Origin of the sequence: Chryseobacterium ginsenosidimutans, from assembly GCF_039536845.1 — a bacterium.
Lineage (GTDB): Bacteria > Bacteroidota > Bacteroidia > Flavobacteriales > Weeksellaceae > Chryseobacterium > Chryseobacterium ginsenosidimutans_B.
This window is the reverse complement of the sequence record NZ_BAAAZJ010000016.1, coordinates 217,392-237,172: the sequence shown is the minus strand read 5'-3', so window position 1 is coordinate 237,172 and position 19,781 is coordinate 217,392. Positions and strand designations below refer to the sequence as shown.

Here is a 19,781-nt window from a genome sequence, read left to right as displayed (position 1 = left end):
TTTAATTAAAGGTTTTTTGCTGAATTGATTTTGATAGTGCAAAGTTACGAGGCGAAATATAGGACACGATTTGTGAAAACAGAAAAATATTTGCTCATTTACGCCAAAGTGAAATTTTCTTCTTACTTTTATTTCATGAATAACAGTCATTTTGGAGCAGTTGAAGAAAAAGATGCTGAATTTTATATTTATCATGTCCTGAAAGGAGATGTGAAAACTGAAAAGCATCATCACAGCTCTGCACAATTAGTTTATGCAGAGGGCGGTATTGTGCATGTTTTTACAGATCTGAAGCACTGGTATTTACCGGCAAGATGTTTTATGTGGATTCCCGCAGGAATACCACATTATATTTTTTCGACCAGCCCGAAAGTAGATTTGTACAATTTTTATTTTAAAAAAGAGGAAAATGAAAATGGCTTTTTTGATGAAATTGATATCTATTCTGTCAGTCATTTACTCAGAGAAATGATTTTATATACAAAAGACTGGGATGGAAAAATCACAAAAAATGATGATTCTAAATATTATTTTCTTAAAGCGTTAAAAGGAATTCTGCCTGAAAAAAGAGATAAGAATTTGGCATTTCCTGTTCAGCATCCTTTTCCTAATGATGAAACTTTATTAAAGGTTGCTCAGTACATTCACGCTAATCTGGAAAAACCTTTAAGCATCGAATCTACGGCGAAAGAATTCGGAATGAGTACAAGAACTTTGTCAAGGAAATTTAAAGAGATTTTAGGCATGAATTACGTTCGTTTCCTGCGGGCTTTGCGAATTACCCGTTCTTTAGAATTAATGATTGAAGGAAAGTATAATATGTATGAAATTGCAATGATGGTGGGATATAACAGTCTTTCATCATTCAGTAATATATTCAAAAAGGTGATTGGTATACCGCCGACTGAATATCAGCAGAAGTTAAAAGGAAGTGTTTAAGTAGGAGAGTTGGAGTGTTTAAGAGTTTTAAACTAAATCTTTTATAATTTCATTCACTTTGTAAAATATGCTTTAATTTAAAAAGATTGCTTCGTCGCTTCGCTCTGCGCAATGACATAAAAAAACCACTTCAAACGAAGTGGTTTTTTTATATTTTGAGAAAAATCTCTTCAATATTAAGCTTCTTCAGAAGGAGTTTCTTCTACTACTTTTGCTTTAGGAGCAGCTGGTTTAGGAGCTTCTACCGGTGCGTCAGATACGATGTCGAATTCGAAGTTGTACTCAACATTTCTGTGTAATCTGATGTTTGCAGTTACTTTACCTGTTCTCTTAATAGTGTTCCCAGGAATTTTGATATATTTCTTGTCAACAGAAACTCCAGCTTTAGCAAGAGCAGCAGAAAGATCTGCATTGTTGATAGATCCGAATAATTTGTCACCAGAACCTACTTTTGCAGGAATAGTGATAGAAGTTTTCTTCAATTGATCTACTACACCGTTTGCTGTAGCGATTAATTTAGCTTCTTCTTCTTTTCTAGCTTCCAAAGTAGCTTCAAGAGCTGCTTTATTTTTAGGTGTAGCTAAAAGAGCGATACCTTGAGGAAGTAAAAAGTTTCTAGCATAACCAGGCTTTACACTTACAGTGTCAAATTCAAGACCTAAGTTTTCTACGTCTTTTTTTAGGATAATGTCCATTGTTGTTGTCCTTTTTTAGGATTTAGATGTAGATATTAGACATTAGATATTAGACATTAAGTCTGAAATCTTTAATCTGAGATCTATGAATCTAAATTAAGTTAGAATTAAAATTATTTATTCAGCAACAAAAGAAGAGATTGCTCTCTTCTTTTATTTATTTTGTCTTATTTCAATAAGTCAGCTACGTAAGGTAGTAAAGAAAGGTGTCTTGCTCTTTTGATAGCAGCAGAAACTTTTCTTTGGTATTTTAAAGAAGTTCCAGTATATCTTCTTGGTAAGATTTTACCTTGCTCGTTTACGAACTGTAATAAGAAATCAGCATCTTTGTAATCAACGTGCTTGATTCCGAATTTTTTAAATCTACAATATTTCTTTTCAGATTTTGTATTGATATCAAGTGGAGTAAGGAATTTTACTTCAGATTCTCCTCCAGCTGAGGCTTGTTTAGCCATATCATCTATTGCCATGTCTTTGTCTTTTTTAAAATTGGGTTAATATTAAGCCTTAGCTGTTTTTACTTTAGTTCTTCTAGTGATAGCGTACTCAATAGCGTGCTTGTCTAGTTTTGTAGTCAGGTAACGGATTACTCTCTCGTCACGTTTGAATGCTAATTCTAGATCAGCAACTACACTTCCTTCACCTTTAAACTCGATTAAAGTATAGAATCCATTCTTTTTCAATTGAATTGGATAAGCTAATTTTTTCAATCCCCAGTTTTCTTTAGCAACGATTTCGCAGTTCTTTTCTTTGATAAGATCTTCAAATTTTTTCACTGCTTCCTCCACCTGTGCGTCAGATAGAACGGGAGTTAAAATGAAAACAGTTTCGTAATTGTTCATAATGTTAAATGAATTTGTTAATTATTTCGAGGTGCAAAAGTACAGTAATTTTATAAAATATACAACTTTTCATTTGAATAATTGTGGATTTTTGTATTTTCGTTTTTTCAATTTCAAAACTAAAAACTTAATTTAATACCATGAACAACAAAAGTTATATTCTACCATTATTATTTATTGGCACTTTTTGCTTTTGTCAGGACAAGATTTCCAAGAAAAACGGAGAACAGTTTGATGCAAAAATCATTGAAATCGGATCTTCAAATATTATTTATAAAGAAATGGATAATCCTGATGGTCCTACACATTCTTTAAATAAATCTGAGATTTTTCAGATAACATATAACAATGGTAAAGCTGAAGTTTTTGGAAAGTACTCTAATGTTGATGATGCTAAAAGTTTCATTATCAATAAAATAAATGAGTTTGGAATCGACAGGGAGAATGATAATCAAAGGCTTCAAGCTGAATTTGAAGGTGACAAGATTAAAATAAATTCCATCAACAAAAAAGGTCGTGTTGTAGATGAGGGCGGGATATGGGATTTAAGCAAAGTTGTGAAATTTCATAATATTTCAGCACGAAAAAATAATGTTTTTTATCTGAATATTGTGACGTATAAAATCAAAAAATCTAACTCTGAGCTTGATAAACTTGTAATTAAATTTACTGATTATGAAGCTGCCGTAGAATTATTGGAAGCAATGAAAGATTTACAAATCATGCTTAAAAAAGATTGATTTATTAAAAATTATTCCTTTTTCTCTGATCGAATTTCATTCAGAAAATTTACTTTGATCAAATCATATAAAGAATGCCTGCTTACTAAAATCGAAGCAATAGAAGAAACCATTCCCGCTAACATTAGATGAAAAATTAACGAATGTCTGTCTGTCATCTCCAAGACAATAATGGCAGATGTAAAGGGAGCTCTTGTAATTCCCGTTAAAAAAGCTACCATTCCGGCAAGAATTACAACGTTAGTTTCATTCGGGGTTAAATGAATAAATCCCGAAATCACAGAGCCTATACTTGCTCCAGCTGTCAACGCAGGTGCAAAGATTCCTCCTGCGCCACCGGAAGTGAAAGATAGGGCAGGACCCAGCATTCTTAAAATCGGGACATACCATTCTTCATGTTTTTCGGAGGTGAAAAGTACCCGTTCCATGATTTCTTTTCCGGAACCGAGAATTTCTCTGTTAATAAAGAAGGCAATAGAAGCGATGATTAAAGCACAGATTATCAGGAAAGCTACATTAGCTCTGTCGGTTTTTAATTTTCTCTTTTTCCAGTCGTTCATTTTCAACATGGTTACGGAAAGCTGGCTTGCCAAAATTCCGGAAACTCCTGCAACAAGAATTATCGGAAACATTACCATTAAAGAAACGTCATTCGTTTTCGGATAACCTAGATATAAATATGATCCAGCCAAAGTCTGAGCCGTTAAACCAGCAATAATAACCGCCGTAAATAAAGCAGTTTTAAAATAATTGATATGCGTTTTTGAAAGTTCTTCAACAGCAAATACAATTCCACCGAGAGGAGTGTTGAAAGCTGCTGCAAGTCCTGCTGCGGCGCCCGTCATAATCATGTTTTTCTTTGAAATTTTTGGCCACCAGTGAGGAAGATATTCATTCACTTTTCTGAAAACCGAACCTGCAATCTGAATCGTAGGACCTTCTCTACCTACTGCACCACCTCCAATCACTAAAATTACAGATGAAATAATTTTAAAGACGATAATTTTTAAACTTAATAAACTTCTTATTTTTGTATGCTCTTTCGGATTGGCAAGTTCTACAGCGGCCATTACTTGTGGAATTCCGCTTCCTTTTGCATTGGGAGCAAATTCTTTTACCAGCCACCAAGACAAAACAAAACCGATTGGGGCAATAATGAAAATCGTCCATAAATGCCAATCAAGAATGATATGTAACAAATTTTCACCCCACGCGAATATTTTTGCATACATCACCGCCACAAAGCCTGTAATCACCGATCCAATCCAAAAAGGAATTGCCTGAAGAAGGTTGTTCTTCAGTTGTTCGTTTCGGATATTGTCGAAAGATTTTTTGAGACTTCTTCGAAGAAGGGTGAAAATTTTCAGCATACTCAAATTTAATCTGATTTTTATTAAAATGAAAAATTAAGCATTAAATATCTTTTAAAAATTTAGAAATCTCTAGTACGCGAGGTATTGATAGTTTTTTAGGTAAACCAAAACTTAAAATATTATTTTTGACTTCAAGCTGAAAATCTTTATCAGGAAATGATTTTAGAAGTCGTCTTCTTGATTGGCTTAAAAATATTCTGGCCTGTGCTTCATTTTCCCCTAAAACATAGAAAGTTTTGCTAAATTGTGGGTCATCATTAAAATCAATGTCGAAAGTTTTAAAAAGCTCAGTGATTTTATTGGAAAAATTTTCTTTTCTAATTAAAATATCCCCAAAATCTTCATCCAATTTTTTTATTCCCCAAACTTCTAAAAATTCTTCTGTTTTATCACTATATTTTCCTTTGTAATGTACGATTCTGATGATAATGTAAAGATAAAATGAATTATTTTCACTTTTAATTAAATAGCAAATTTGAGGAACGAAATTCTGATTTTCTACAAGTGGTTTGAATAGAAACAAGGGAGAATCTTTAATGTCAATAACTGAAACATTATATATTTTGCAAAGTCTGTCATAAACTTTGAAAACTTGTTTTTTCTGTTCTTCTGAAAAAGTAAACAGCTTAACGTAGTTTATTTCTTTTGAATTAAAATTCATCTGTGTTATATAAGTTTTTAAAAATAAAGGAAATTAACTTAAACCTAAACAAAAACCTCCGAAAAAATTCGAAGGTTTATATTTTAAAGATGTTTCGACAAGCTCAACAAGACATTTGAAATCACTTATAACTTATCTTCCATCATTTATAATTATATTTCTGTGTTCAGATCCCAGTTTTGAAGGTAATCATGAACATGTTTCAGCATCATTCCACCTAAAGAACCATCTACAACTCTGTGATCGTAAGAGTGAGACATAAACATCAACTGACGGATTGCAATTACGTCACCATCTTTAGTTTCAAGAACTGCAGGCTTTTTAACAATAGCTCCGATTGCCATGATTGCAACCTGAGGTTGAGGGATAATCGGTGTTCCCATAAGATTCCCGAAGCTTCCTACGTTAGAAATTGTGTATGTTGCGCCTTGAGTATCTTCAGGTCTTAATTTTTTGTTTCTTGCTCTGTAAGCTAAATCATTGATCGCTTTTGCCAATCCTGAAAGTGATAACTGATCCGCATTTTTAATAACCGGAACAATAAGGTTTCCGTCTGGTAAAGCAGTTGCCATACCGATGTTGATATTTTTCTTTTTGATAATGTTATCCCCATTTAAAGAAACATTAATCATTGGGAAATCCTGAATCGCTTTCACAATCGCTTTTACGAAAATCGGCATGAAAGTCAATTTCTCACCTTCACGTTTTTCGAACATATCTTTGTTCTTATTTCTCCATTTTACAACGTTGGTAACGTCTGTTTCGATGAAAGAAGTCACGTGTGGAGCAATTTGTTTTGCTTTTACCATGTTTTCAGCAATGATCTTTCTCATTCTGTCCATAGGAATGATCTCGTCACCTGCTGCCACAGTAATTGTAGAAGCCGGAGCTGAAGTTGCAACCGGTTGTGGAGCAGAAGCTACTTGTTGTACAGGTGCAGCTTGCTGAACTGGCTGACTTCCTCTGTTTTTAACGTAAGCTAAAATATCTTCTTTAGTAATTCTTCCTTCTAAACCGCTTCCCTGGATAGATTTAAGTTCAGTTTCAGAAATATTTTCTTGTTGTGCAATTGATTTTACAAGTGGAGATAAGTAAAGATCTCCCGAAAATTCTGTTGAAGCAGCTACTTGCAGAGGCTGTTCAATCGTTTTTAAAGTGTCGGGATCAGGAGTTGCAGCCGAAGTTTCAGCTTTTACTTCTTCTGAAGCGGTATTTTCTCCTTCTCCTTCAATTTCTAAAATAGCAATAGCTTCACCCACTTTTGCAACTTCGTCTTTTTGTTTCAGAATCTTTACGATTTTCCCCGAAACTGGTGTCGGAACGTCTGAATCTACCTTGTCTGTTGCAATTTCTACTACGGAATCATCTTCTTTCACACTATCACCTTCGTTGAACAACCAAGTGATAATTGTCGCTTCCATAACACCTTCTCCCATGGAAGGAAGCAATAATTTGTACTCTGCCATTTTTATTTTTTAGATTTTGACAAATATATAAAAAAAAACGATTTTTTTATGAAATATTAAATTTTAGAAAAATTCGATGTAAATATTTTCTCCAACATTCAGTCCGAACAAAGATTTTGCACCGTTTTTTTTGCTCCCTTTGTAGATGGTTAACTCCAAAAGCTGACTGTCATTGAAAATTGCTGCAGACTGCCCATGGTATTCTGTCTCTCTTTCCCAATCCGATACCACTTCTGTATGGCTTGAAAAGACTCTTGAAAGACTTAAATTTCTGAATTTTATAGTAAAATTTTCGTATCCGTTGCCTGTACTTTCAAAAAAGTCTTTACTGATATTTGATATTATATTTCCGAAATTATCAATGTAATTTACCTCACCGATAATCATCTTTTCAGACTCATTATAAACCGGTTTTGGGAATAAAAGCTGTTTGGCGGTATCAATTTTTCGTCCGATGACTTCCGGAAGCCCGCCATTTGCCAAATGTACGGCTGCAGGAACAAAAACATCAGTAGAAGTAAAATTTACAATATCATCAAATCGGTTGTTTAACGTGATTTCATAAATGGCTTCAGGCTTAATATCAAAAAAAATTAAACTTAAAAGTCCGTTATCGGCCGCCAAAAAGTAATGTCCGTTTGCTTTATACAAAATATTTTTCCTGGATCTGTTATGAAAACTGTCTACAGAAATAATATGGATTGTGCCTTTGGGAAAGTATTTATATGCATTTCTTACGATATAAGACGTCTGTACAAGGTTGAAAGCCTGAATATCGTGGGTAATATCAATAATGTTAACTTTCTGATTCAGAGAAAGAATGCTCCCTTTCACAGCGGCGACTCTGTAATCCAAATTTCCGAAATCTGAAGTAAGGGTAATGATTGACATTGGTTGTTTATAGGATAATAGAATTGCAAATTTATTTAAAATAAAAAGAAAGCCCGAAATATTATGGAAAAGAATTTGATATAAATTTCAAAAAAAGCTTTAAATTTAAAATCTAAAATTAATAATAATACTGCATGTTTGAATTAACATATGATTTGGAGGATATCGATGCGAAAATCTTCTATGGAGTTAATAACCAATATTTCAATCTGATAAAATCTACTTTTCCGACCCTAAAAATTACAGGAAGAGATCACTATATTTTTGCGATGGGTAACCAGGAAGCTCTGGATATTTTTAAGCAGAAGCTTGATGATATTGTAAAATTTATTACCAAAAACAATTCTATCAACCTGAAAGACGTTGAAAATATTCTGAATATTAAAGACGAAAACGAAAAACAACTGGTTTTTGATCAGGATATTATTGTAAAAGGAGTAAACGGTAAAATAATTAAAGCCAAAACTACTAATCTTAAAAAATTAGTAAAAGAAAGCGAGAAGAAAGATATGGTTTTTGCGATCGGACCTGCGGGAACGGGGAAAACTTATACGAGTGTTGCTTTGGCAGCCAGAGCTTTAAAAGATAAACAGGTTAAAAGAATTGTTTTGACAAGACCTGCTGTGGAAGCAGGGGAGAGTCTGGGCTTTTTGCCGGGAGATCTTAAAGAAAAGCTGGATCCGTATTTACAGCCTTTGTATGATGCTCTTCGAGATATGATTCCGCATGAAAAACTGGAAGGTTTTATGGAAAAAAAGATAATCGAGGTTGCACCTTTGGCTTTTATGAGAGGTAGAACTTTGGATGATGCTTTTGTAATTTTGGATGAAGCACAAAATACAACCCATTCTCAGATGAAAATGTTTTTAACCAGAATGGGGATGAATGCAAAATTCATCATTACAGGAGATCCGACTCAGGTAGATTTGCCGCCAAAACAGCAATCGGGATTGAAGGAGGCAATGAGGATTTTAAGTGATGTGAAGGAAATCGGGTTTGTGCACCTTACGGAAGAAGATGTTGTAAGACACCCTGTTGTAAGAAAAATTATCATTGCTTATAATGATGAAGATAAAAGACAGAGAAACGATTAATTTAACCAAAAGGACTAATCATAAAAGCAGAATAATGAAAATTATTCTGCTTTTATGAATACAAAAATCTAAAATTTTGATATTTGAAAAAAAAGACTATTTTTGCGACCTAAATTTAATTAAAAAAAACTAATTTAAACATGAAAAAAATTGTACTTCTTGCAGCGGTCGCTGTAATGGGAATGAGTGTAAAGGCTCAGGAATTTCGATTTGGACCTAAAGTAGGTTTCGCAATGTCAACACTTAAAATTGATGAAAAGCAGGATAATCTTGGTAAAAGAAATATGGATCCTAAATATACTTTCTATGTAGGAGGTATGGCAGAATACAAGATCAATGATAATTTTGGTTTTCAGGCGGAAGTTTTATACTCTCCACTTGGTGCAAAAGAAAAAATTGATGGAGTAAATGCAGGAGTTGTTTTTGTGGGTGAGCAAACTAAGGTTAATTTGGGAACTCTTTTGGTGCCGATTTCAGCAAAATATTTCATCACAGAAGGTTTTTCGGTTGCTGCAGGTGCTAACTTTGGAGTTATCTTAACAGCTAAGCAAAAAACTGTAATTGGTTCTGATTTTATTAGCATGGATGTGGAAGGAGAAGATGGCTCAGGTGAAATAGATATTAAAGATGATATCAAGAAATTAAACATTGCTCCATTTGTAGGTGTAGAATATATGTTGGAAAACGGACTTTTCTTTGATGCAAGATACAGTTTAGGTGTATCTAATCTTTCTAATGACGGAAGTGGAGGAAAAGTAACAAACAGCTTCGCACAAATCGGGGTAGGGTTCAAATTCGGCGGTAACTAAAATTATTTTTACTATAAAAGGTAAAGCGGCACAAAATTTGTGTCGCTTTTTTGTATTGAATAATACCACATTTTTATTCGTATACAAAATTTTTAATTTCAATATTTAAACTTATTAAAATGAAAAAACTATTATTAGCGGGTGCTTTTGCGCTTTTAGGTATTGGTGTGCAGGCTCAGGAGGGTTTTAGATTAGGAGCTCATGTTGGTGCTCCACTAGGTGATGCTTCTGATGCTGCAAGTGTTACATTAGGTGTAGATGCTGCTTATATGTGGAATATTACTAAGGGATTAGATATCGGTGTTACGACAGGATATTCTCATTTTTTTGGAAAAGATCATGTAGATGATTTTGGTTTTGTGCCTATTGCAGCTTCCGGAAAATATAAATTCGCTAAAATTCCTCTTTTTGTAGGATTGGATTTAGGAGCGGCTATTTCAACCAGAGATTATATCAATAGTGGTTTATATGTTGCGCCAAGAGTAGGTTATCAAATGAAAAAGGCAGAATTGTATTTAGGATTCCAAAGCATCAGCAGCAAGTACAAGGATTATGGTCCTTACTGGCATGATGACAGCAGACATAATTTTGGTGCTGTTAATTTTGGTGTCAATTTTTTCCTGAACTAGAATTTTTATAAATCAAATAATCTTAACTCCGATTGCAGAATTGGAGTTTTTTTATTCAAAAATTTGTGAATAAGTCAAAAACTCTTATTTAATACGTTTTATTGTTGGAAATTGCTAATAATCATCAATGATATTAATCAGGTTAACAAATTTTAATATTAGAAGGCACCACTGTAAATTTGCAGTCAGAAAGTATTAAAATTTTTAAAAAATGAAAAAAGTATTATTAGCAGGTGCTATTGCACTTTTCGGTTTATCGAATGCTCAAATTGCTAAAGGAACTGCATATTTATCAGGATCTGTTGGGTATTCTCAAGTAGAAACTAACAACGGTAACAATAAAACAGAAAACTTCAACGTATTACCTACAGTTGGATATTTCGTAGCTCCAAACTTAGCAGTAGGTTTAGGAATCGGATACCAAACTCAGAAAGATACAAACATTGCTACAACGCAAATAGGAGGTACTACAATCGTATCTACTAACGAGGTTAAGGAACCAGCTTTCGTTGTTGCTCCTTTCGTGAGAAAATATTGGACTTTATCTGATAAATTGTTTATCTTCGGACAATTGGCAGTGCCAATGCAGTTTGGAAAAACTGAAATTGAAAACAGTACTGTAGCTACTTCAGGTTCTACAACTACTACATCTTCAACTTCTTCTGAAGCTAAATACACTCAAGTTGGTGTTACTGTAAAACCAGGTTTAGATTATTTCTTAAACAAAAACTGGTCTATCGAAGCTACAATAGGGGAGTTTGGTTATAACAACTACAAACCAAAAGATGGTGATGCTACAAACAACTACAACTTTGGTTTAAACTTATCTTCTGTAACTTTCGGAGTTAAGTATGTATTCGCAAAATAATAAACATACAATATAATGTTTATAAAAGTCCTAAGTTCACTTAGGGCTTTTTCTACTTATAAAACAATTTAAATAAATAACTATGAAAAAATTATTATTAGCAGGTGCAATCGCACTTTTTGGATTATCTAATGCTCAAATGACTAAAGGTGACTGGGTAATCAGTGGAAATACAGGTCTTGGTTTCAACGCGACAAGTTCTAAAATTAAAGCTAACGGGCAGTCTGAAGACGGACCTAAAATCAGCAGTTTTTCCGTGACTCCTTCTGTAGGTTATTTCGTAATTGATGGATTGGCTGTAGGAATTGATTTAGGATTTGATAGCAGAACAACTAAGCAGGACGGAGATAAGGTAACTGTTTCTACATTCTCTGTAATGCCAACTGCAACATATTATTTCCAGACAGGAAGCAAATTTTTTCCTTTCGTAGGTGCAGGTGTTGGCTATGCATCAAGCAAAACAAAGTATAGTCTTTCAAATTCAATTATGGATCCAATTCTTTTTGAAGGAGATAGTACAACAGACGGTTTAGCTTGGAAAGCAAAAGCGGGAGTTACTTATATGGCAACTCAGTCTTTAGGGATCAACTTAGGGGTTGGTTTTGATCAGTTTTATAACAAGGACACTTATTTTGGAACAGAAGTTAAAACAACAACAAGTAATTTCGGTGTAAATGTAGGTTTCTCTTATTTCATCAAGGCTAAAGCTCAAAAAGGAGATAAATAATTAATTTTATTTAGGCATAAAAAACAAAAATCCGACTCAATTTTGAGTCGGATTTTATATTTTAATTTAACAAAAACTTTTTGTTAGAACCATTCTTTTTGGTTTTGAACATACGTTCTGTCAAATTCTTCATCTGATTTTGTAAGATAGATAATACCTTCAATGAAGCCTACAATTCCAACAATCCCACATGTTACAATACTAAGAACCAATTGGATGATTCCGGTTTTTGTATAACCTAAGTAAAATTTGTGGATAGCAAATGTACCCAATAAGATACCTAAAAGACCTGCAACAAGCTTTTTCTCTGATTTGTAAGGTTGTTGGTTGTTGTAATTTTCTTGTTTTCCTTGAATTTCCATAATAATATTTTTTTAATCGTTTTTTTTGGTGTGTATTATTTTCCGAACATTCCGCCCATTCCAGGCATGTTTGGCATTTTGCTCATCATCTGCATCATTTGTTTTCCTTGTGGGCCTTGCATCATCTTCATCATCTTACCCATTTGGTCGAATTGCTTCATCAGTTGGTTTACATCTTCAACTTTTCTGCCTGCACCTTTCGCAATTCTGCTTTTTCTTTGAGTATTGATAATAGAAGGTCTTCTTCTTTCATCCGGAGTCATAGAATAAATAATCGCTTCAATATGTTTAAAGGCATCATCGCTTATTTCAACATCTTTGATCGCTTTTCCAACTCCCGGAATCATCCCCATCAAATCCTTCATGTTACCCATTTTCTTGATTTGGTTGATCTGTTTTAAGAAATCATCAAAACCAAACTCGTTTTTAGCGATTTTCTTGTGAAGTTTTTTTGCTTCTTCTTCGTCAAACTGCTCCTGAGCTCTTTCTACTAGGGAAACAACGTCTCCCATTCCCAAGATTCTGTCTGCCATCCTTTCAGGGTAGAAAAGATCCAAAGCTTCCATTTTCTCACCTGTAGAAATGAATTTGATTGGTTTTTCAACTACGGAACGAATCGTTAAGGCAGCTCCACCTCGTGTGTCACCGTCTAATTTTGTTAAAACAACTCCGTCAAAATTTAAAGCTTCATTGAACGCTTTTGCTGTGTTTACAGCATCCTGACCTGTCATTGAGTCAACAACGAATAGTGTTTCATCCGGTTTAATGAAATAATGAACCGATTTAATCTCATTCATCATCTGCTCATCAATCGCCAAACGACCTGCTGTATCCACGATCACGACATCATGACCGTTTGATTTTGCAAAAGCAATCGCATTTTCAGCAATCGTAGAAGGATTTGTAGAACCTTCTTCCGTGAAAACAGGAACCCCGATTTGCCCGCCTAAAACTTTAAGCTGATCAATCGCAGCAGGACGATAAACGTCGCAAGCTACCAAAAGAGGTTTTTTATTTCTTTTTGTTTTTAAATAATTAGCCAGTTTTCCGGAGAAAGTAGTCTTACCAGAACCTTGAAGACCTGCAATAAGAATTACAGATGGTTTTCCTGAAAGGTTAATTCCTTCCTGAGAACCTCCCATTAGATCTACTAATTCATCATGAACAATTTTCGTCATCAACTGTCCCGGAGTAAGCGAAGTAAGAACGTTTTTTCCCAATGCCTTATCCTGAACTCTTTTCGTAAGATCTTTTGCAACTTTATAATTAACATCGGCATCTACCAATGCTCTACGAATCTCTTTTACGGTTTCCGCAACATTGATTTCCGTGATTTTTCCTCTTCCGGAAATATTATGAAGCGCTTTGTCTAATTTATCCTGTAAACTATTAAACATATGTATTGTAAATTATAGGTCTGCAAAAATAGTGATTTTTTGGTATAATTAAAGACTTCAACACGTAATATTATATATAAGGTATAAATTCTTTGAGATGATAAAAATCAAATCATATAAAAATACGATAGAAAAAGTCTATTTTTGCGATAAATTAAAATAAGCCTAATAGATGTTAGGTAAAAATAAATTTAGTAATGAAGGTTAATCCAAATATTCTGGTTACAATAGTATTCTTTTTAACATTTCTGATTCATTTTTCTTTGTGGAAATTTGTTTTTCATTTGGATGAAATTGTAATCGTGAAATTTTATTTATTCTTAAGCGTCATGTTTATGATGATGATCACTCTTATTATATTAATTAATAAAGTAGTGCCGGAATTTTTAGGTCTGTCTGTAATTGGCTTGATCCTTTTAAAATTCGGTTTGATGTATTTAATTAGAAAGAAATTAAACTTTGAAGCGATTCCTAACTATAAGTTTCACTTTATAATACCATATTTTGTCCTGACAACACTGCTTACATACTATGCAATTAAGCTGATTAATCATGACAAAAAACAGGAAAATTAATTATTGAAACTAGAAAAAAAATTATATTTTTGCACAACGAAAAAAACCTATCAATGTTTAAGAAATTCGCAGTTTTATTCTACAGTATTTTTGTATTAAACTTAGTGTCTGCACAGCACGGTGAGGCTACTGCTGAGGCGGTTCCAGCTACAGAGCTTTCAGAGAAAGACAAAGTAAGTAAAGAAAACAAAGAGTTCATAGATCATCACTTGTTGGATGCTCACGATTTTACATTAATGGTTGACAAAGAAGGTCACCACATCGGTTTCCCTCTTCCGGTTATTTTTTATGATAACGGTTTTCGCTCTTTCATGAGTAACAAAGAAGGGTTCATGCATGGTGAAACAACTGAAGTTGACGGATCTTTCTATAAATTACACCACGAGAAAATCTATAAGACTGACGCTGCTGGAACTTTAGCATTTGATAAAGAAGGTCACGTAACTTCAGAAAAAGTGTTAGACTTATCAATTACGAAGAGTGTACTTATTCTTATCTTAGTTTCGATCTTCATGTTGATATTGTTTACGGGAATGGCTAAATCTTACAAAAAATCTCAGGTTCCTACAGGTGCTACTAAATTTTTAGAGCCTCTTGTAATTTTCGTAAGAGATGAGATCGCTATCCCGAATATCGGACATAAATATAAAAGATTTATCGGTTATTTATTAACAGTATTTTTCTTCATCTTATTTTTAAACGTATTAGGATTAATGCCTTTCGGAATTAATGTTACAGGTAATATTACAATGACATTCTTCTTGGCTATCCTTACTTATCTAATTACTACATTTTCTGCAAATAAAGATTATTGGAAACACATCTTCTGGATGCCGGGAGTACCTGTGCCAATGAAATTGATCATGTTGCCAATCGAATTATTAGGAACTATTACCAAGCCTTTCGCATTGATGATCCGTCTTTTTGCAAACATGACTGCAGGACATATCGTAGTAATGAGTTTGATCGGATTAATTTATGTATTTAAGAATTTTGCAGCAGGAGTTGCATTCCCATTCTTAACATTGGTAATCTATTTATTGGAAGTATTGGTAGCATTCTTACAGGCTTATATCTTTACAATGTTATCAGCATTGTTCATCGGAATGGCTGTACAGGAGCATGAGCACGAACACCATGCTGCTCACTAATCATTAGATTTAAAATATTAAAAAGAAACAAATTTTTAAAATTATATATTATGGAAATCCCTAAAATTGTAGGTGCTGGTATCGTAGTACTAGGTGTAGGTATCGGTCTTGGTAAAATCGGAGCTGCTGCTCTTGAAGCTATCGCTAGACAACCTGAACAATCTGGAAAAATCCAAACAGCTATGCTTATCGCTGCTGCCCTTGTAGAAGGTGTTGCGTTTGCTGCTTTATTCGCAGTAAACTAATTAAAACTAAAACCACTATCCGTAACGGTTGGTTACAGATAGTGGTTATTTAAGAAAAAAAGTAATAATTATTTATACATTAATATAATGGAATTAATTCATCAGTTTTCATCAGGATTATTTATTATTCAGTCTGTTATTTTTCTAGCTCTGTTATTTTTGCTAGGTAAATTTGCTTGGAAACCTATTTTAAAATCTATTAATGATAGAGAAACTTCTATTGTTGACGCTCTTAATCAGGCTACATTGGCTAGAAAAGAGATGGAAACTTTAAAAGAGGATAACGAAAGAATCATTCGTGAAGCAAAAATTGAAAGAGATGCTATCCTTAAAGAAGCTAGAGAAATTAAAGATAGAATCGTAGGTGAAGCTAAAGATGCTGCTAAATCTGAAGGAGATAAATTGATCGAAGCTGCTAAACAAACTATCAATGCTGAGAAAAATGCTGCAATGGCAGATATTAAAACTCAAATTGGTGCTTTGTCTGTAAATATTGCAGAATCTATCTTGCAGCAAAAGCTTGATAATAGCGAAGCTCAAAACGAATTAGTTCAAAATTATTTAAATAAATCAAACCTTAACTAATAATGCTTACATCTAAAGTAGCTAAAAGATACGCACAAGGTTTACTTGATTTTACTAATGAATCAGGGCAAACGGCTACTGTATTTTCTGAAATGAAAGATGTAGTAAAGATTATGGGAGAATCTCAGGATTTAAACAAATTTTTCCTTACACCGTACATCGATTCTAAAAAGAAGGTAGAAGTAGCAAGCCAGATTTTTAAAGGTTTATCACAGTCGTCTCAAAATTTGATTACTTTGGTTATCAAACACGGTCGTGAAAATCAGTTAAAAAATATCGCTCAGGAATTTATCAACAAAGTTGAAGATATCAATGGAGTACAGAGGATTACTCTTACGACAGCGACTCAGCTTTCAAAGGAAAATCTTGATCAGATTTTAAGATCTACCAACTTGGTTAATGCAAACTCAAACTTTGATCTAAAAGTGAATGTAAAACCTGAAATTTTAGGTGGATACATTCTAAGAGTTGGAGACCAACAGATAGACGCTTCTGTAAAATCTAAACTTAACAGTATTAAAAAAGATTTTCAATTAAACTAATAACACACAAGGATGAAAAAAGTTTTATTTGGTTTTTTACTGATAGCTTCTTGTTTTACTTTTGGACAAAAGGTGAAATATAAAAAAGATTTAGCTATCGTAGATGGAAAAGATTTTGTAATTGTAAAGAAAGATGCAACTTCAGATGATAATTATGTAATTTCTTCTCTTAAAGGTGATGATCTATTTTATCTTAAACTAAATCATTATTTAGATTCAAAATTTATTGATAGAGATAATCCGCAAGGTAAAGTTCACTATTTTGAAGTATATTCACCAGATCTTAATACTACTTATTTCGAGTATGCTTTTAATTTCTGTTTCATGTGCAGATATACTGAAGGTTTTGTAAAAACTATTTATAATGCTAAAGTAATAAATGAAGACGGAAGTGTAAATATGGATAAACTACAATTACTTTCAAAAAAGATGGGATTTGAATTCTCAAAAAAGAGAGACGAATTACAAAACTCCAATGGAACAAATACAGTTATCATCCAAGATTCGAGACCAAGAAACGGTGTAAATATTAGTATTGGAAGATAAAAATTATTTTAAAAAAGAAAAAACAACCATACAATGGCAGAAATAAATCCGGCAGAAGTATCTGCGATCTTAAAACAGCAATTGGCCAACTTCGATACTCAATCAAACGTTGAGGAAGTAGGTACAGTTTTAACCATCGGTGATGGTATTGCTCGTGTATACGGGTTAGAAAACGTACAATACGGAGAGTTGGTGAAATTTTCTAGTGATGTAGAAGGTATTGTACTAAACCTTGAAGAAGACAACGTAGGTGTTGCTCTACTTGGTGAAAGTAAATTAGTAAAAGAAGGAGACACAGTAAGAAGAACAAACAGAATTTCTTCTATCAAAGTAGGAGAAGGAATGTTAGGCAGAGTAGTTGATACTCTTGGTAACCCTATCGATGGTAAAGGTCCTATTACTGGGGATTTATACGAAATGCCATTGGAAAGAAAAGCTCCTGGGGTTATCTACAGACAGCCTGTAACTGAACCTTTACAAACAGGTATCGTTGCAATCGACTCTATGATCCCTGTAGGAAGAGGACAAAGAGAGCTTATCATTGGTGACAGACAAACAGGTAAAACTACTGTTGCGATTGATACCATTATCAACCAAAGAGAATTTTTTGATGCAGGAAACCCTGTATATTGTATATATGTTGCTATCGGTCAGAAAGCTTCTACTGTAGCACAAATTGTTAAAACTCTTTCTGATAAAGGAGCTTTAGCATATACTGTAATCGTTGCTGCTAACGCATCAGATCCAGTTCCAATGCAGGTTTATTCTGCAATGGCAGGTGCATCTATCGGTGAGTTCTTCAGAGACTCTGGTAGACCGGCATTGATCGTTTATGATGATTTATCTAAACAAGCGGTTGCTTACCGTGAGCTTTCTCTACTATTGAGAAGACCACCGGGACGTGAGGCTTATCCTGGAGACGTTTTCTATCTTCACTCAAGATTATTGGAAAGAGCTGCGAAAGTTATCGCTGATGACAATATCGCAAGCCAAATGAACGATTTACCTGAGTCTTTAAGACCAATCGTGAAAGGTGGTGGTTCATTAACTGCACTTCCTATTATTGAAACTCAGGCGGGTGACGTTTCTGCGTATATTCCGACTAACGTAATCTCTATTACTGACGGACAGATCTTCTTGGAGTCTGATCTATTCAACTCAGGGGTTCGTCCGGCGATCAACGTGGGTATCTCTGTATCGAGAGTAGGAGGTAACGCTCAGATCAAATCAATGAAAAAGGTTTCTGGTACTCTTAAATTAGACCAGGCTCAATATAAAGAATTAGAAGCGTTTGCTAAATTCGGTTCAGACCTTGATGCTTCAACTTTAGCGGTTATCTCTAAAGGTGAAAGAAACGTTGAGATTCTTAAGCAGCCGGTAAACTCTCCACTTCCTGTAGACAGCCAAGTGGCAATGATCTACGCTGGAACCGAGAACTTACTAAGAAACGTTCCTATCAGAAAAGTAAAAGAATTCCAAATCGAGTATATCGAGTTCTTAAGATCTAAGCACCCTGAAACTATGGCTGCAATTAAGGCTGGGAAAATCGATGATTCTATCACTGGTGTTCTTAAGCAGGCTGCTAACGATTTAGCTGCAAAATATAACTAAAAATTAGTTGATGGTTTTTGGTTGATAGTTGACAGAATTTTCTAAAACTAGCAACCAACAACCGACAACCAACAACTAACCAAATATGGCAAACTTAAAAGAAATACGAGGAAGAATCAGTTCAATTTCATCTACGATGCAAATTACACGTGCTATGAAAATGGTTTCCGCTGCGAAACTTAAAAAAGCACAGGATGCAATCGTAATGTTAAGACCTTATTCTGAAAAACTACAGGAGATCATCCAGAATGTAAATTCTAGTTCAGATCCTGATCAGGTTTCTATTTATGCTCAGAAAAGAGAAGTTAAAAGAGTGCTTTTCATTGCTGTAACTTCAAACAGAGGTTTGGCAGGTGCTTTCAACTCATCTATTGTAAAAGAGCTTAATATTCAGTTTCAGAACAATGCTCAATACGAGGTTGAAGTTCTTTCAATAGGTAAAAAAGCTTACGATGCTGTAAGAAAAACTCGTACAGTTTATTCAAATGAAAGCGCCGTTTTTGATAATCTGAATTTTGATACAGTTGCTAATGTTACTGAAGCAGTAATGACTAGCTTCAAAGAGGGAAAATTTGACGAAGTTTATGTGATTTACAATAAATTTGTTAATGCTGCTACTCAGGAAGTTACTACAGAACAACTTCTTCCTATCACTATGGCTGAAGTTGATGCTACACAGCCTCAGGTAGAAACAGATTATATTTTTGAGCCAAACAGAGCAGAAATCTTAGATAATTTGATTCCTAAATCTATTAAAACTCAGGTTTTTAAAGCTGTTTTAGACTCTGTAGCGTCTGAGCACGGTGCGAGAATGACAGCAATGCATAAAGCAACTGATAACGCACAGGAGCTGAAGAATGACTTGGTTATCTTCTACAACAAAGCAAGACAGGCTGCCATTACAAACGAAATCTTGGAGATCGTTTCCGGAGCAGAAGCTTTGAAAAATTCATAAAGAATTATTTTTAACATAATATTAAAGCATCGATATACTCGATGCTTTTTTTGTTATTTTTATTTTATATATCTTTGT

Annotated in this window: 24 protein-coding genes; 15 read left to right on the top strand and 9 right to left on the bottom strand. The window is 33.9% G+C overall.

Annotation, left to right across the window (positions count from 1 at the left end):
• Nucleotides 1–135 precede the first annotated feature (135 nt).
• Nucleotides 136–939 carry a helix-turn-helix domain-containing protein gene (locus ABD745_RS20615; RefSeq protein ID WP_344834664.1) on the top strand — a complete coding sequence of 268 codons (804 nt, stop codon included), beginning with the start codon at nucleotides 136–138 and terminating at the stop codon, nucleotides 937–939.
• A 176-nt stretch (nucleotides 940–1,115) separates the two neighbouring features.
• On the opposite strand, the gene rplI is transcribed toward ABD745_RS20615, so the two are convergent.
• From rplI to rpsF, 3 genes are all read right to left on the bottom strand, one after another.
• The gene (gene rplI, locus ABD745_RS20610; RefSeq protein ID WP_344834662.1) at nucleotides 1,116–1,634 is read right to left on the bottom strand and encodes a 50S ribosomal protein L9; all 519 of its coding nucleotides are present in this window, start codon (nucleotides 1,632–1,634) and stop codon (nucleotides 1,116–1,118) included.
• Between the two features lie 167 nt (nucleotides 1,635–1,801).
• Nucleotides 1,802–2,104, bottom strand: a complete 303-nt coding sequence (rpsR, locus tag ABD745_RS20605) for a 30S ribosomal protein S18 (RefSeq protein WP_027385529.1) — start codon at nucleotides 2,102–2,104, stop codon at nucleotides 1,802–1,804.
• Between the two features lie 30 nt (nucleotides 2,105–2,134).
• Nucleotides 2,135–2,476: a 30S ribosomal protein S6 gene (rpsF, locus tag ABD745_RS20600; protein ID WP_047401851.1), complete on the bottom strand. Its 342-nt coding sequence runs from the start codon at nucleotides 2,474–2,476 to the stop codon at nucleotides 2,135–2,137.
• 140 nt (nucleotides 2,477–2,616) lie between these two features.
• Between rpsF and ABD745_RS20595 the strand changes: the two genes are divergently transcribed.
• Nucleotides 2,617–3,216: a hypothetical protein gene (locus tag ABD745_RS20595; RefSeq protein ID WP_344834656.1), complete on the top strand. Its 600-nt coding sequence runs from the start codon at nucleotides 2,617–2,619 to the stop codon at nucleotides 3,214–3,216.
• 11 nt (nucleotides 3,217–3,227) lie between these two features.
• Here ABD745_RS20595 and ABD745_RS20590 read toward each other — a convergent pair whose 3' ends face one another.
• The 4 genes from ABD745_RS20590 to ABD745_RS20575 form a co-directional block, all read right to left on the bottom strand.
• Nucleotides 3,228–4,586 carry a chloride channel protein gene (locus ABD745_RS20590; RefSeq protein WP_344834653.1) on the bottom strand — a complete coding sequence of 453 codons (1,359 nt, stop codon included), beginning with the start codon at nucleotides 4,584–4,586 and terminating at the stop codon, nucleotides 3,228–3,230.
• A gap of 43 nt (nucleotides 4,587–4,629) precedes the next feature.
• The gene (locus tag ABD745_RS20585) at nucleotides 4,630–5,250 is read right to left on the bottom strand and encodes a hypothetical protein (protein ID WP_344834650.1); all 621 of its coding nucleotides are present in this window, start codon (nucleotides 5,248–5,250) and stop codon (nucleotides 4,630–4,632) included.
• Between the two features lie 152 nt (nucleotides 5,251–5,402).
• The gene (locus ABD745_RS20580; RefSeq protein ID WP_344834647.1) at nucleotides 5,403–6,716 is read right to left on the bottom strand and encodes a dihydrolipoamide acetyltransferase family protein; all 1,314 of its coding nucleotides are present in this window, start codon (nucleotides 6,714–6,716) and stop codon (nucleotides 5,403–5,405) included.
• Between the two features lie 63 nt (nucleotides 6,717–6,779).
• Nucleotides 6,780–7,607, bottom strand: coding sequence for an SAM hydrolase/SAM-dependent halogenase family protein (locus ABD745_RS20575; protein WP_344834644.1), 828 nt, complete (start codon nucleotides 7,605–7,607; stop codon nucleotides 6,780–6,782).
• Between the two features lie 134 nt (nucleotides 7,608–7,741).
• Here ABD745_RS20575 and ABD745_RS20570 point away from each other — a divergent pair, with 134 nt between their 5' ends.
• The 5 genes from ABD745_RS20570 to ABD745_RS20550 all read left to right on the top strand — a co-directional run bounded on the left by ABD745_RS20570 (nucleotide 7,742) and on the right by ABD745_RS20550 (nucleotide 11,734).
• Nucleotides 7,742–8,701, top strand: a complete 960-nt coding sequence (locus ABD745_RS20570; protein ID WP_047401856.1) for a PhoH family protein — start codon at nucleotides 7,742–7,744, stop codon at nucleotides 8,699–8,701.
• Nucleotides 8,702–8,841: 140 nt separating this feature from the next.
• Entirely contained in the window at nucleotides 8,842–9,510 is a 669-nt protein-coding gene (locus tag ABD745_RS20565) for a porin family protein (RefSeq protein ID WP_344834638.1), read from the top strand.
• A 119-nt stretch (nucleotides 9,511–9,629) separates the two neighbouring features.
• Nucleotides 9,630–10,139: a hypothetical protein gene (locus ABD745_RS20560; protein ID WP_344834635.1), complete on the top strand. Its 510-nt coding sequence runs from the start codon at nucleotides 9,630–9,632 to the stop codon at nucleotides 10,137–10,139.
• A 211-nt stretch (nucleotides 10,140–10,350) separates the two neighbouring features.
• Complete coding sequence (locus ABD745_RS20555; RefSeq protein WP_344834633.1) at nucleotides 10,351–11,007, top strand: outer membrane protein; 657 nt, start codon at nucleotides 10,351–10,353, stop codon at nucleotides 11,005–11,007.
• Between the two features lie 82 nt (nucleotides 11,008–11,089).
• Nucleotides 11,090–11,734, top strand: coding sequence for an OmpW family outer membrane protein (locus ABD745_RS20550; protein WP_344834631.1), 645 nt, complete (start codon nucleotides 11,090–11,092; stop codon nucleotides 11,732–11,734).
• Nucleotides 11,735–11,817: 83 nt separating this feature from the next.
• On the opposite strand, the gene ABD745_RS20545 is transcribed toward ABD745_RS20550, so the two are convergent.
• Entirely contained in the window at nucleotides 11,818–12,096 is a 279-nt protein-coding gene (locus ABD745_RS20545) for a TM2 domain-containing protein (RefSeq protein WP_344834628.1), read from the bottom strand.
• A gap of 35 nt (nucleotides 12,097–12,131) precedes the next feature.
• On the bottom strand, nucleotides 12,132–13,493 hold the full coding sequence (gene ffh / locus ABD745_RS20540) for a signal recognition particle protein (RefSeq protein WP_344834625.1): 1,362 nt from the start codon (nucleotides 13,491–13,493) through the stop codon (nucleotides 12,132–12,134).
• A 197-nt stretch (nucleotides 13,494–13,690) separates the two neighbouring features.
• On the opposite strand from ffh, the gene ABD745_RS20535 reads away from it, so the two are divergent.
• The 8 genes from ABD745_RS20535 to atpG all read left to right on the top strand — a co-directional run bounded on the left by ABD745_RS20535 (nucleotide 13,691) and on the right by atpG (nucleotide 19,703).
• Nucleotides 13,691–14,068, top strand: a complete 378-nt coding sequence (locus ABD745_RS20535; protein WP_344834622.1) for a hypothetical protein — start codon at nucleotides 13,691–13,693, stop codon at nucleotides 14,066–14,068.
• 53 nt (nucleotides 14,069–14,121) lie between these two features.
• A complete protein-coding gene (gene atpB / locus ABD745_RS20530) occupies nucleotides 14,122–15,219 on the top strand; it encodes a F0F1 ATP synthase subunit A (protein WP_344834620.1) in 1,098 nt (365 codons plus the stop codon).
• Nucleotides 15,220–15,269: 50 nt separating this feature from the next.
• On the top strand, nucleotides 15,270–15,464 hold the full coding sequence (gene atpE, locus ABD745_RS20525; RefSeq protein ID WP_002979108.1) for an ATP synthase F0 subunit C: 195 nt from the start codon (nucleotides 15,270–15,272) through the stop codon (nucleotides 15,462–15,464).
• A gap of 87 nt (nucleotides 15,465–15,551) precedes the next feature.
• The gene (locus ABD745_RS20520) at nucleotides 15,552–16,049 is read left to right on the top strand and encodes a F0F1 ATP synthase subunit B (RefSeq protein ID WP_344834616.1); all 498 of its coding nucleotides are present in this window, start codon (nucleotides 15,552–15,554) and stop codon (nucleotides 16,047–16,049) included.
• A gap of 2 nt (nucleotides 16,050–16,051) precedes the next feature.
• Nucleotides 16,052–16,591 carry an ATP synthase F1 subunit delta gene (gene atpH / locus ABD745_RS20515; protein ID WP_344834613.1) on the top strand — a complete coding sequence of 180 codons (540 nt, stop codon included), beginning with the start codon at nucleotides 16,052–16,054 and terminating at the stop codon, nucleotides 16,589–16,591.
• Nucleotides 16,592–16,603: 12 nt separating this feature from the next.
• Nucleotides 16,604–17,137 carry a hypothetical protein gene (locus ABD745_RS20510; RefSeq protein ID WP_344834609.1) on the top strand — a complete coding sequence of 178 codons (534 nt, stop codon included), beginning with the start codon at nucleotides 16,604–16,606 and terminating at the stop codon, nucleotides 17,135–17,137.
• Between the two features lie 33 nt (nucleotides 17,138–17,170).
• The gene (atpA, locus tag ABD745_RS20505) at nucleotides 17,171–18,748 is read left to right on the top strand and encodes a F0F1 ATP synthase subunit alpha (RefSeq protein ID WP_344834607.1); all 1,578 of its coding nucleotides are present in this window, start codon (nucleotides 17,171–17,173) and stop codon (nucleotides 18,746–18,748) included.
• Nucleotides 18,749–18,833: 85 nt separating this feature from the next.
• Nucleotides 18,834–19,703 carry an ATP synthase F1 subunit gamma gene (atpG, locus tag ABD745_RS20500; protein WP_344834605.1) on the top strand — a complete coding sequence of 290 codons (870 nt, stop codon included), beginning with the start codon at nucleotides 18,834–18,836 and terminating at the stop codon, nucleotides 19,701–19,703.
• Nucleotides 19,704–19,781 lie beyond the last annotated feature (78 nt).

Excerpts from the sequence above, each read along its gene's own strand:
- ABD745_RS20615 (WP_344834664.1), top strand. The coding sequence starts at position 136 with ATGAATAACAGTCATTTTGGAGCAGTTGAAGAAAAAGATGCTGAATTT.
- rplI (WP_344834662.1), bottom strand. The coding sequence starts at position 1,634 with ATGGACATTATCCTAAAAAAAGACGTAGAAAACTTAGGTCTTGAATTT.
- rpsR (WP_027385529.1), bottom strand. The coding sequence starts at position 2,104 with ATGGCAATAGATGATATGGCTAAACAAGCCTCAGCTGGAGGAGAATCT.
- rpsF (WP_047401851.1), bottom strand. The coding sequence starts at position 2,476 with ATGAACAATTACGAAACTGTTTTCATTTTAACTCCCGTTCTATCTGAC.
- ABD745_RS20595 (WP_344834656.1), top strand. The coding sequence starts at position 2,617 with ATGAACAACAAAAGTTATATTCTACCATTATTATTTATTGGCACTTTT.
- ABD745_RS20590 (WP_344834653.1), bottom strand. The coding sequence starts at position 4,586 with ATGCTGAAAATTTTCACCCTTCTTCGAAGAAGTCTCAAAAAATCTTTC.
- ABD745_RS20585 (WP_344834650.1), bottom strand. The coding sequence starts at position 5,250 with ATGAATTTTAATTCAAAAGAAATAAACTACGTTAAGCTGTTTACTTTT.
- ABD745_RS20580 (WP_344834647.1), bottom strand. The coding sequence starts at position 6,716 with ATGGCAGAGTACAAATTATTGCTTCCTTCCATGGGAGAAGGTGTTATG.
- ABD745_RS20575 (WP_344834644.1), bottom strand. The coding sequence starts at position 7,607 with ATGTCAATCATTACCCTTACTTCAGATTTCGGAAATTTGGATTACAGA.
- ABD745_RS20570 (WP_047401856.1), top strand. The coding sequence starts at position 7,742 with ATGTTTGAATTAACATATGATTTGGAGGATATCGATGCGAAAATCTTC.
- ABD745_RS20565 (WP_344834638.1), top strand. The coding sequence starts at position 8,842 with ATGAAAAAAATTGTACTTCTTGCAGCGGTCGCTGTAATGGGAATGAGT.
- ABD745_RS20560 (WP_344834635.1), top strand. The coding sequence starts at position 9,630 with ATGAAAAAACTATTATTAGCGGGTGCTTTTGCGCTTTTAGGTATTGGT.
- ABD745_RS20555 (WP_344834633.1), top strand. The coding sequence starts at position 10,351 with ATGAAAAAAGTATTATTAGCAGGTGCTATTGCACTTTTCGGTTTATCG.
- ABD745_RS20550 (WP_344834631.1), top strand. The coding sequence starts at position 11,090 with ATGAAAAAATTATTATTAGCAGGTGCAATCGCACTTTTTGGATTATCT.
- ABD745_RS20545 (WP_344834628.1), bottom strand. The coding sequence starts at position 12,096 with ATGGAAATTCAAGGAAAACAAGAAAATTACAACAACCAACAACCTTAC.
- ffh (WP_344834625.1), bottom strand. The coding sequence starts at position 13,493 with ATGTTTAATAGTTTACAGGATAAATTAGACAAAGCGCTTCATAATATT.
- ABD745_RS20535 (WP_344834622.1), top strand. The coding sequence starts at position 13,691 with ATGAAGGTTAATCCAAATATTCTGGTTACAATAGTATTCTTTTTAACA.
- atpB (WP_344834620.1), top strand. The coding sequence starts at position 14,122 with ATGTTTAAGAAATTCGCAGTTTTATTCTACAGTATTTTTGTATTAAAC.
- atpE (WP_002979108.1), top strand. The coding sequence starts at position 15,270 with ATGGAAATCCCTAAAATTGTAGGTGCTGGTATCGTAGTACTAGGTGTA.
- ABD745_RS20520 (WP_344834616.1), top strand. The coding sequence starts at position 15,552 with ATGGAATTAATTCATCAGTTTTCATCAGGATTATTTATTATTCAGTCT.
- atpH (WP_344834613.1), top strand. The coding sequence starts at position 16,052 with ATGCTTACATCTAAAGTAGCTAAAAGATACGCACAAGGTTTACTTGAT.
- ABD745_RS20510 (WP_344834609.1), top strand. The coding sequence starts at position 16,604 with ATGAAAAAAGTTTTATTTGGTTTTTTACTGATAGCTTCTTGTTTTACT.
- atpA (WP_344834607.1), top strand. The coding sequence starts at position 17,171 with ATGGCAGAAATAAATCCGGCAGAAGTATCTGCGATCTTAAAACAGCAA.
- atpG (WP_344834605.1), top strand. The coding sequence starts at position 18,834 with ATGGCAAACTTAAAAGAAATACGAGGAAGAATCAGTTCAATTTCATCT.